Below are 11,723 nucleotides of genomic sequence, written 5' to 3' on the forward strand. Positions count from 1 at the left end.
TACTTATTTGCGGGTCTTATAATACACGTATTTTGATAGTCGGTTTAGTGATAAATGATGAAAAAGTTATTATATTTCAAGCAAATCTATTCTTTCGTGTCTAGGCTTAAGGTTGGGATAAGCGTAACGATTGGCTTGGGTCTTGTAACATTTTAAAGGGGATTTTTGTTATGAGTATTTTTGAACATTTTCAGCACAGATACGAAGCTGCAAAGGAAGAAGAGCTCTCGATTCAAGAGTTTTTGTCATTGTGTCGCGAAGACAAGATGGCGTATGCCAACTCTGCTGAGCGTCTTTTGCATGCTATAGGTGAACCAGAACTCATTGATACAGCTCTGGATCCGCGCTTAAGTCGCATTTTTTCAAACCGCGTCATAGCAAGGTATAAAACCTTTAAAGACTTTTATGGCATGGAAGATGCTATTGAACAGATCGTTTCTTATCTAAAGCATGCGGCGCAAGGCTTAGAAGAGAAAAAACAAATCTTGTACCTACTTGGCCCTGTGGGTGGTGGTAAGTCATCTCTGGCCGAGAAGCTAAAAGCGCTTATGCAGCATGCGCCTATTTACGTGTTGTCCGCCGACGGCGAGCGCAGCCCAGTCAACGATCACCCGTTTTGCCTATTCGACCCATCAGAAGACGCCGAAATACTGCGTAGTGAATATGGCATCGATAAACGCTATCTACGATCCATCATGTCACCTTGGGCGGCGAAACGTCTGCACGAGTTTGGTGGCGATATATCAAAATTTAAAGTCATCAAGTTACGTCCTTCAATTTTAGACCAAGTTGGTGTCGCCAAAACCGAACCCGGTGATGAGAACAACCAAGATATCTCTTCCCTTGTAGGTAAGGTTGATATTCGCAAGCTTGAGCATTTTTCTCAAGATGACCCAGATGCCTACAGTTACTCCGGTGCATTGTGTAAAGCAAACCAAGGTTTGATGGAATTTGTTGAGATGTTCAAGGCACCGATTAAGGTGTTGCATCCACTTCTCACAGCAACGCAAGAAGGAAACTTTAACGGTACTGAGGGGCTATCTGCGTTGCCATTTGATGGCATGATTTTGGCTCACTCCAATGAATCTGAATGGACAACATTCCGCAACAACAAAAACAATGAAGCGTTCCTAGACCGTGTATATATCGTTAAGGTCCCATACTGCTTGAGAGTGTCTGAAGAAGTTAAGATCTACGAAAAGTTACTGGAAAACAGTGAGTTAACTAACGCACCTTGTGCACCAAGCACTCTAGATATGCTGGCACAATTTAGCATCCTTTCACGTTTGAAGGATCCAGAGAACTCTTCTGTATTTAGTAAGATGCGCGTCTATGACGGTGAAACTCTAAAAGATACCGATCCGAAAGCCAAGAGCCATCAAGAGTACAAAGACTTTGCTGGTGTCGATGAGGGGATGTCAGGGCTCTCAACCCGTTTTGCCTTTAAGATCCTGTCTCGAGTATTTAACTTTGACCAAACTGAGGTCGCAGCCAACCCTGTGCACTTATTCTATGTCATAGAACAGCAGGTAGAGAGAGAACAGTTCCCACAAGAACAGGCCGAGCGTTATCTAGAGTTTTTGAAAGGTTTCTTAGTCCCTAGATATGTAGAGTTTATCGGTAAAGAGATTCAAACCGCTTACCTAGAGTCGTACTCTGAATATGGTCAAAATATCTTTGACCGCTATGTCACGTACGCTGACTTCTGGATTCAAGATCAAGAGTATCGCGATCCTGAAACAGGACAATTGTTTGACCGTTCATCACTCAATGGAGAGTTAGAAAAAATCGAGAAAACGGCAGGTATCAGTAACCCGAAAGACTTCCGAAACGAGATTGTTAACTTTGTTCTTAGGGCGCGCGCTAACAATGGCGGCACAAACCCTGTTTGGACAAGCTACGAAAAACTTCGCACTGTTATCGAGAAGAAAATGTTCTCTAATACAGAAGAACTGCTGCCTGTTATCTCGTTTAACGCGAAAACCTCTACTGATGATCAAAAGAAACACGATGACTTTGTTAATCGCATGATGGAAAAAGGCTATACAGAGAAACAGGTTCGCTTACTCTCTGAATGGTATTTGCGAGTACGTAAGTCCTCTTAGTAAACCGAGTGGCGCTAACCCCGTCACTCGCTGGACACTATGCCCTCTTTCTTGCGTAATAGCAGTTGAGGGCATTGATGCAACTTAGGTTGCGGCGCAAGGATTTTACTCGTATGACTCTATAAGTCATCACCACTCAACAGGTGAGTTATATGAGTATCACTCTGTAGGACTGATTGAGGTGGCGCATGGCTCAATTTATTGACCGAAGGTTGAATGGCAAGAATAAAAGCACCGTTAATCGACAGCGTTTTATTCGCCGACATAAGCAAAAAATAAAGGAAGCGGTATCTGACGCGGTAAATCGTCGCTCGATTACAGACACAGATAACGGCGAGGATATTACACTTCCGAAAAGTGACATTACGGAACCTGCCTTTCATCAAGGTCAAGGCGGGCATCGTGAGCGCGTTCACCCCGGTAATGACCAATTTATTAGAGGAGATAAGGTAGAGCGTCCTCCAAGTGGAGGGGGGCAAGGTGGCTCAGGTGAGGGAGATGCTAGCCCTGACGGTGAAGGGCAAGATGAATTTATATTCCAGATCTCGAAAGACGAGTATTTAGACATTCTATTCGAGGATCTCGCGCTTCCTAACCTCAAGAAAAATCAAGTTAATCGTATCACTGAATGGAAAACACATCGTTCAGGCTATCAGACTGCAGGCATTCCCTCCAATATAGCGGTTGTTCGTTCACTACAGCAATCTCTAGCACGACGCACTGCTATGTCCGCGGGTAAGAAACGCAAACTACGAGAGTTAGAAGAAGAACTGACGTCGCTGAGAAACAGTGAACCTGCCAAACCATTACAAGAAAAAAGCATTAAGCAAGAAATCGAAGAAATTCGCGCTCAAATGAAGCGAGTTCCGTTCATTGACACTTTCGATCTGCGTTTCAAAAACTACGAAAAGCGCCCCATCCCTTCGAGTCAGGCAGTAATGTTTTGTTTAATGGATGTATCCGGTTCAATGGATCAAGCGACCAAAGATATAGCGAAACGCTTTTATGTATTGTTGTATATGTTTTTAAATCGCACTTACGAAAATGTAGAAGTGGTGTTTATACGTCATCATACTCAAGCTAAAGAAGTTGATGAGCACGAGTTTTTCTATTCACAAGAAACCGGTGGAACCATAGTCTCCAGCGCATTGAAACTCATGGATGAAATTGTCAAAGATCGCTACCCCACTAATCAATGGAATATCTATGCAGCACAAGCCTCCGATGGCGATAACTGGGCTGATGATTCTCCAAGATGTAAGAAATTACTCACCGAAGCATTATTGCCGATTTGCCAATACTATTCATATATCGAGATCACTCGTAGAAGCCACCAAACGCTGTGGCATGAGTATGAGAAGCTTGAATCTGAATTTGACAATTTTGCTATGAAAAATATCCGAGCGGTGGAAGATATCTTCCCTGTATTTAGGGAGCTGTTCCAAAAGGAACATAGCTAAGGGAATACGAGTAAGGATACCCAATGACAGCAGACGTTAAATCCAAGACATTACCCGATGGTCCAGATTGGACCTTCAACTTGCTGGAAGAATACCACCAGCATATCAAGCGTGTCGCTAAGCACTACAAGCTAGACACCTACCCCAATCAAATTGAGGTCATCACCGCAGAGCAGATGATGGATGCCTACTCCAGCATAGGCATGCCAATTAACTACCATCACTGGTCGTTCGGAAAGAAATTCATTCAAACTGAACAAAACTATAAACATGGCCAGATGGGGCTTGCTTACGAGATCGTCATCAACTCAGACCCTTGTATTGCCTACTTGATGGAAGAGAATACTGTCACGATGCAGGCGTTGGTTATGGCTCACGCAAGCTACGGCCACAACTCTTTTTTCAAGGGTAACTACCTGTTTAAAACATGGACAGATGCAAGTTCAATCATCGATTATCTTATATTTGCTCGAAACTACATCAGTAATTGTGAAGAAAAATACGGCGTTGATGAAGTAGAAAAACTACTCGACTCTTGCCATGCATTGATGAATTACGGTGTTGATAGATATAAACGTCCTGAAAAGATCTCCATCGCAGAAGAGACTATCCGACAACAAGAGCGTGAGCAGTACTTACAATCACAAGTCAATGAACTGTGGAGGACCGTTCCAAAATCCACCGATAGTGCTGCAATTGAAAAGAAGCGCTTCCCCTCCGAACCTCAAGAGAACATCCTGTACTTTATAGAGAAACACGCACCGCTACTTGAATCCTGGCAACGAGAAATAGTGCGTATTGTGCGTAAGGTAAGCCAATACTTCTATCCGCAGAAACAAACACAAGTCATGAATGAAGGTTGGGCAACTTTCTGGCACTACAGCATTCTCAATCACCTGTACGATGAAGGGTTAGTCTCCGACAAGTTTATGCTGGAGTTTTTGCATAGCCATACCAGCGTTGTTGCTCAGCCTGCTTACAATAGCCCGTACTTTAGTGGTATTAATCCCTATGCTTTGGGTTTTGCAATGTTCCAGGACATTCGTCGTATTTGTGAAGAACCCACCGATGAAGATAAGGAATGGTTCCCAGATTTAGCTGGCAGTGACTGGCTTGAGGCTGTGCATTTTGCGATGCAGAACTTTAAAGATGAGAGCTTTATCAGCCAGTATTTATCTCCAAAGCTAATCAGAGAATTTAAGTTTTTTGCCATAAAAGACGATGATCGAAAGAACTATATCGAGATTGATGCCATACATGATGAAATGGGATACAAGGAAATTAGAGAAAAGTTAGCCGCCCAGTACAACCTAAGTAATCTGGAACCTAATATTCAGGTATGGAATGTCGATGTACGCGGTGATCGCTCCTTAACCTTACAGCACGTCCCCCATCAACGTATTCCGTTAGATAAGAGCTATGATGATGTTATGAAGCACCTCTATCGATTATGGGGTTTTGATGTCATTCTAGAAGAGCTAAAGGAATCCGGTCATAGAGATGTGCTCGCCACTTGCCCTAAACGCACTGATTTTGGTAAGAGTATCTAGAGCCTATTGACTCCAGTAAAATGTAAAAGGGAAACAGCCAGCTGTTTCCCTTTTTTAGACTCCCTAGAACCTAACTTAACAGCGCTCTAACTGCCTCTAGGTCTTCTGGCGTATCAACACCCGGTGGAGGGGTTTGTTTAGCCAAAGCCACATGGATTTTCTCTCCGTACCAAAGTACTCGCAACTGCTCTAGGCTTTCTATCTTTTCAAGGGCAGAAGGCGCCCAATTGATATACTTACTAATAAAACCTGCACGATAAGCGTAGATACCAATATGACGCATTAGAGGTTGCTTGAGCTGAGTCTTATCTACAGCAAACTGATCTCTATCCCAAGGTATGGTTGCACGGCTAAAGTAGAGTGCATAGCCTTGACTGTCTGTTACCACCTTCACCGCATTGGGGTTGAATGCTTCTTCTGCATTCTCGATAGCAACACCAAGCGTGGCCATTGGCGCTGTAGAAGCCGCAAGATTATCTGCAACCTGAGCAATCACGACGGGTGGAATCAATGGCTCGTCCCCTTGCACATTAACCACAATATGGTCAGGTGCAATGCCCATTTTCTCTACTACTTCTGCTAGGCGTTCTGTACCGGATTCGTGATCAGGTGAAGTCATGCATACCGTGCCACCAAATTCTGCAGCTACATCGGCAACACGCTGGTCATCGGTAGCAATAATCACTTGATCAGCACCGGCTTGAATCGCTTGTCGGTACACGTGCTCAATCATTGGCTTTCCACAGATATCCGCCAGTGGCTTGCCTGGCAGACGAGTTGACTGATACCGAGCAGGAATAATGACCGAAAATGACATATTAACGTCCCTCATCCATAGAGATTGAACGAGCTTCGGGCTCAAGGAGTACAGGAATCCCCTCTTTGATTGGATAAGCAAGACGATCTAATTTACATACTAGTTCTTGCTTGTCTTTATCAAAAGTCAGCTTTCCTTTGCATACTGGGCATGCAACGATCTCTAACAATCTATGATCCATATTCCTTTAAAACCTCTTGAATTCTATTCATTATTTTGTGGCGGTTATCGTCGCTAATCTTTGCGGAAACCGGTAGATACCACCAATTATCATTTGCAAAATCATGACACTTAACCGCATCTTTTTCTGTCATTATGAGTTGCTGGCCATCAGCAATTAGCGGCATTATATCCGCCTTTAACAAAGCCTTATGATCTGCAAAGCCCTTAGTTGTAATTACGTTAGCGTTCATCGCTTCTAAAGTATCAAAGAACCGTGGAGGGTGACCTATACCAGCTATCGCGGTCAATGCTCCCAACTGATCAACGGCTTTTTTCTCTCCAGTAACGAGATTGACTGCCAGCGAGGGTTGCAGGGTCATGCCAATTTCGTCTGATTGTGCCTCTCCGCCATTGGTAATGCGAAAATCCACCGTTTGTAAGCGGCTCATTTTCTCTCTAAGGGGACCTAGAGGAATCAAGTGCTCATTACCAAATCGTCGCTTACCATCAATTACAATAAACTCTATATCCCGCTGCAGAGCGTAGTGTTGCAATCCGTCATCTGTCACCACAATATCAACATTGTGCTGTAGCAAATGCTTAACTGCATTCGCGCGTACCGGATCAACGACAACGATCGCACCAGTGCGTTGAGCAATAAGTTTCGGCTCATCACCACAATGTTTGGTTGGTGTATCTTGACCTACCAATAGAGGATAGTATGGGGCCCTAGCTCCATACCCTCGAGAAACCACACCCACGGTTAAACCTTGCGCTTGCAAGTTTTCAACCAACCAAACCACAACAGGCGTTTTCCCATTGCCGCCCGCTGTGATGTTGCCCACCACAACGACAGGAACAGGGGCGCGGTAACTTTGTTTCTTCCCTTGCAGGTAATCACTCCTACGCCCTTGGCTAATCACCTTAAAAAGCTGACTTAAAGGCCACAGCAGTGGCCAAAACAACCATCGTAGAGGATTGGTGCTAAACCAGAGTAGATGTATCACCAGCTAGTCACCAAACTGTATTTTATGCAGTTGTGCATAGGCTTCGCCCTTCGCGATCAACTCAGCATGTGTACCACGCTCAATAATCTCGCCGTCATCCACAACTAAGATCTCATCCGCGTTCTCAATCGTAGACAAACGATGTGCAATCACGAGAACCGTTTTATCCTTCTGTAACTCATCTAGCGCCGCCTGAATCGCTCTTTCTGACTCTGTATCAAGAGCGGAGGTTGCTTCATCTAGAATCAATACAGGAGCGTCACGCAATAGCGCGCGAGCTATAGCCACCCTTTGGCGTTGACCACCCGATAGACTCGCACCGTTTTCACCGATAATAGTATCTAAGCCATCTGGCATATTCTTAGTGAACTCAATTGCGTGAGCGAGTTTCGCTGCATGCTCTATTTGCTCGCGAGTGTATTCACCCTCAGCTGCATACGCTATGTTATTGGCAATAGTATCGTTAAACAGGTGTACATTTTGCGAAACAAGGCCAAATTGCTCTCGCAAATTAGTAAGCTTGTAATCGTTAATATTCTCACCATCAAGGCAAATTTCGCCATTATCTACCTCATAAAAACGGGTAAATAAATTAGCAATAGTACTTTTTCCTGATCCCGAACGCCCAACAAGAGCAACGGTTTTACCCTGTGGGATCGTGAAATCAACGTGAGAGAGTGCTGGCTTATCTTTGCCGTGGTAAGTAAATGTCACATCTTTTACTTCAACCACACCTTTAGCGCGCTTAATCTCTTTCTCACCCGTATCTTTCTCTGTATCTAAATCCATCAAAGTAAACAACGTATGCGCTGCGGCCATACCACGTTGGAATTCAGAGGTAACATTAGTTAGTGATTTAAGCGGTCTCAACATACCAAACATGGCAGAGAAGATTACCGTAAATGCACCCGGAGTAAGATCGGCTCTTACTTGCTCAAAGCTTGCTAAGTAGAGCACTGTGACTAAGGCAAAAGAGGCAATCAATTGTACTATGGGGTTAGCCGCCGCTTGCGCCGTCACCATCTTCATGGTTTGTTGGCGCATCGTATTGCTGACTTGATCAAAACGGCCACTTTCTACGTCTTGACCACCATAGCTCAATACGACTTTATGACCTTTAAGCATCTGCTCCGCAGACGAGGTCACCTGACCCATCGCGGTTTGCATATTTTTACTTATCTTACGAAAGCGTTTTGACACTACGCGAATAGCAAATGCTACAACGGGAGCGACAACAAGAAGAACTAAAGACAGTTGCCAACTATTCCAGAACATCAAGGTAAGCAAGCCAATGATACTTGCACCCTCTCTGACCAGATTGACCAGTGCTTTACTAGTGGCTGCTGCCACCTGTTCACTGTCGTAGGTAATACGAGACAGCAATCCCCCCGTAGATTCTCTATCAAAGAACGGCACAGGCATATGCATGAAATGATTAAAGATAGCACGTCGCATTAGCATAACCACATTGCCTGAAACCCAGCTTAAGCAATAGGTAGAGACAAAGCCAGAGAGGCCACGCACCACAATCATACCTAGGATTATCATAGGTAAAATCTTCAGGAAATTGGATTCTACATCGCCAAAACCTTCATCAAGCAATGGTTTTAGTAGCGAGATCATGTAGGTATCGGCAGCAGCATTGATGATCAGGGCGAATGCTGCGACGAAGAGTCCTAGTTTGTATAAACGAATGTATTTCCACAGGCGTTTAAAGGTTTTCCACGTAGACTCATCTTCAAGTTGTGACATAAGAAATGCTTTATTTTTTATTCAGTTAATAGTTATTCTACTCCCTTACGCAAAATCTGCCTATACCAAGCAGCAGTTTGTGGGTTGCGCAGAGTCATAACCTTCACCTCATCACTCAAAAAATGTACAGATACCTGCCCATTAGACCCGGTATCTAGCCATTGAGCTCCCGATTCACGGTAGCGTTTGACAACGTCTTGGCTAGGAAGTAACCAACGCCCTTTGTTTGCCACAGAAGCAATAGCGACCTTTGCATTAACTTTATCGACAAGTGGCCCTGTTGAAGAAGTATTACTGCCATGGTGAGGGACAATAATCACATCCGATTTACGAATAGCACCCGTCATTTGATACTCCGCTAACGCATCAATATCGCCGGTCAGCAAAACGGAATATTGGTCATCAGAGATCCTAATGACACAAGAGTGCGGGTTGTACGCACGGTAGACCCTTCGTGGTGGCCAGATTATTTCAAACTTAAGCCCTTGCCACCACCAAAATTGTCCTTGCATACAAGGTAGTGTTTTTCCGTTCTGTTGAGGCGTGAATACGTGCTTCGGCAAAAAACGGGAGACTAAGTAATCCATTCCACCTTGATGGTCATTGTCCCAATGGCTAATGAACAAAGCATCAAGGCTCGCCCCGCGACGTACAATCAATGGTTCGATCACCATTTGAGCAATGCTTCCCTCGCCCCAATTAGCCCCAGTATCGTAAAGAACCACTCTGTTATTTGACTCCACTAACACAGCCAAGCCATGTCCAACATCCATGACATCTATACGCCACTTTGTATTGTCATTGCTGAGACACAAAAACAAGGAAAGACCGGCGGAAATGCAAAGCGTCACTATTCGCCAGTAGTTACGAAGGCACACCAAGCAAAAAATTCCAACCATACCCAATATCTGCCCTACGGAGGCCTGAAACCATAAGTCAGGATAGTGCTGAGCTTCTGATATCAAACGTAACAGCAATCTTAATCCGATATCAGCCAAGTGGAAGAGTGCATAACTCATGGACTCAGACAGAGGATGGATCATGATACCCGCGAGTAATGCCGGGACAACAAACATAGAAATCATAGGTATTGCAATGGTATTAAATGCGATAGATAGCCAAGCAACACCACCTAATACCCATGCTGAAATTGGCGCTAGCCCAAGACTAAGATAAACCTGGATTCTTAACCACATAGGCCATCTCAACTGACTACCCTGAATTGTTATGCCCTGCTCTTCGTTTTCTAGGTTCTTTTTTGCAAGCGCAAGAAAAATAATAATGACAGCCCCAACACTGAGCCAAAGGCTCGCAGAAACGGCTGACATAGGGGAAAAAACAAGCACTAAAGCTAACGTCAGCCACAGTATTCGCCATCGACTGAGTCGAATACCGATAAGTAAGGCAATAGAGGTGATTAGACACATAATTAGTGCGCGCTGTGTGGGTAAACTAAATCCCGCTAGCCATGCATAAAATAACGCCAAAGCCACAGCGACAATGATAGGCGCCCATATCCATCGAGGCACAACAATACGAATGCTATGGCCTATCCACCAACCTAGCATATACGCTAGTCCAATATGTAAACCTGAAATAGCGATAAGATGTGCCAGGCCCGTTTGTTTAAGGCCGCTCCATTGCTGGGGATTGATTAAAGAACGCTCACCAAACAATAACGCCAACATTATTGGTTGAGAAATCAGTGATTCTGTTTGCTCATGAACTGCTGAGTACCAACGTCCTCTGAGGTTAGCCTCATCAACCCGATGCAAAACTTTATTAACCTTTGCTTCGGCGATGACATTTTGTCCAAAATAGAATCGCTCAGCATCAAAACCAGCCTCATTGAATAGCCCAACAATAGGTTGGATCTTGACTGAAACTTGCCACACTTCGCCCAGCGTCATCTGTTGTGCCATTTCCAACGGCACTTTTAGCAGTAGCGAACCTGAAAAGTCGGCGTCACAACCAACAATATGACGAGCACTCACTATCGAATTTGAAAAATAAAGATTTGATCTAAATGTGCTGTTCAACTCAACATTTATGGTAATATTCTCAGCACAATTGAATAAGGTGTTGACGTCTCTTACAAAAACATGACTCTGTACTAGACTAACCACTGATGCCAATAAGACCCCAAGTGCTATCCTTAGCACTTTAAATCGGCAACAGAGCAACACTATGGCAAGTATCGGGACAAGCCAGCCTAAATTAGGAAGAGTGTGCCAATACATTGCTGCGACAATCGTCGCTGAGAATGAAATAAGATTCCAGTTACCTAGTAAGAGAGCCATATTCCCTTATGCCTAGAAAATTTATTCAACGCTTCATGCCGGACCATGAACTGATCAAACGTCAAAAAGCGCTTAGAATATTTGGAAATGTTCTCTACAACCCAAACTTGTGGGTATTGAATCGACGCTCCGCATCAGGAGCTTTTGCTGTAGGTCTTTTCATGTGTTTTGTTCCCCTTCCTAGCCAAATGATTATGGCTGCGGGGCTCGCCATCATGTTTGGAGTCAACCTGCCACTCTCGGTAGCCTTGGTATGGATCAGCAACCCCGTAACTATGCCAATCATGTTTTACCTAGCCTATAAACTTGGCGCTTGGGTTATGCAGTTGCCTGCACAAGCTTTTCATTTTGAACTCTCTTGGGACTATTTACTGTCTCAAATGTCGACGATTGGTCCTCCATTCCTACTCGGTTGTGCCATCTGTGCGGTCGCCTTTTCTGCAATGGGCTACTTCGGTATTCGCGCTCTATGGCGATATTCTGTAGTACGCAGTTGGCAAAAGAGGAAGCTGAAACTCAAGCTAAACCCATTTGCCAAGAAAGACGCGAGCTAAACTAAGCCCAGCACAA

Annotated in this window: 9 protein-coding genes; 4 read left to right on the top strand and 5 right to left on the bottom strand. The window is 44.3% G+C overall.

The window, feature by feature from the left end; genetic code table 11:
* Positions 1 to 170: 170 nt before the first annotated feature.
* The 3 genes from OCU48_RS08180 to OCU48_RS08190 all read left to right on the top strand — a co-directional run bounded on the left by OCU48_RS08180 (position 171) and on the right by OCU48_RS08190 (position 5,115).
* Positions 171 to 2,105, top strand: coding sequence for a PrkA family serine protein kinase (locus OCU48_RS08180; RefSeq protein WP_141344112.1), 1,935 nt, complete (start codon positions 171 to 173; stop codon positions 2,103 to 2,105).
* Between the two features lie 188 nt (positions 2,106 to 2,293).
* Entirely contained in the window at positions 2,294 to 3,565 is a 1,272-nt protein-coding gene (locus tag OCU48_RS08185) for a YeaH/YhbH family protein (protein ID WP_141344113.1), read from the top strand.
* Between the two features lie 23 nt (positions 3,566 to 3,588).
* The gene (locus OCU48_RS08190; protein ID WP_141344114.1) at positions 3,589 to 5,115 is read left to right on the top strand and encodes a SpoVR family protein; all 1,527 of its coding nucleotides are present in this window, start codon (positions 3,589 to 3,591) and stop codon (positions 5,113 to 5,115) included.
* Positions 5,116 to 5,185: 70 nt separating this feature from the next.
* On the opposite strand, the gene kdsB is transcribed toward OCU48_RS08190, so the two are convergent.
* From kdsB to OCU48_RS08215, 5 genes are read right to left on the bottom strand one after another with little or no spacing between them, the layout of a single operon-like run.
* Positions 5,186 to 5,932 (bottom strand): 3-deoxy-manno-octulosonate cytidylyltransferase, encoded by a 747-nt coding sequence (gene kdsB / locus OCU48_RS08195; RefSeq protein WP_141344115.1) that lies wholly within the window; start codon positions 5,930 to 5,932, stop codon positions 5,186 to 5,188.
* 1 nt (position 5,933) lies between these two features.
* Positions 5,934 to 6,113 carry a Trm112 family protein gene (locus OCU48_RS08200; RefSeq protein ID WP_141268443.1) on the bottom strand — a complete coding sequence of 60 codons (180 nt, stop codon included), beginning with the start codon at positions 6,111 to 6,113 and terminating at the stop codon, positions 5,934 to 5,936.
* Positions 6,103 to 7,101 carry a tetraacyldisaccharide 4'-kinase gene (gene lpxK, locus OCU48_RS08205; RefSeq protein ID WP_141344116.1) on the bottom strand — a complete coding sequence of 333 codons (999 nt, stop codon included), beginning with the start codon at positions 7,099 to 7,101 and terminating at the stop codon, positions 6,103 to 6,105. Before lpxK ends, OCU48_RS08200 begins: the two co-directional genes overlap by 11 nt.
* 3 nt (positions 7,102 to 7,104) lie before the next feature.
* Positions 7,105 to 8,853 (bottom strand): lipid A ABC transporter ATP-binding protein/permease MsbA, encoded by a 1,749-nt coding sequence (msbA, locus tag OCU48_RS08210; protein WP_141344117.1) that lies wholly within the window; start codon positions 8,851 to 8,853, stop codon positions 7,105 to 7,107.
* A 32-nt stretch (positions 8,854 to 8,885) separates the two neighbouring features.
* A complete protein-coding gene (locus OCU48_RS08215; RefSeq protein WP_244312225.1) occupies positions 8,886 to 11,153 on the bottom strand; it encodes a DNA internalization-related competence protein ComEC/Rec2 in 2,268 nt (755 codons plus the stop codon).
* An 8-nt stretch (positions 11,154 to 11,161) separates the two neighbouring features.
* Here OCU48_RS08215 and OCU48_RS08220 point away from each other — a divergent pair, with 8 nt between their 5' ends.
* Positions 11,162 to 11,707 (top strand): DUF2062 domain-containing protein, encoded by a 546-nt coding sequence (locus OCU48_RS08220; protein ID WP_141344118.1) that lies wholly within the window; start codon positions 11,162 to 11,164, stop codon positions 11,705 to 11,707.
* Positions 11,708 to 11,723 lie beyond the last annotated feature (16 nt).

The sequence above is a fragment of the Vibrio inusitatus genome, assembly GCA_024346935.1.
Taxonomy (GTDB): Bacteria; Pseudomonadota; Gammaproteobacteria; order Enterobacterales; family Vibrionaceae; genus Vibrio; species Vibrio inusitatus.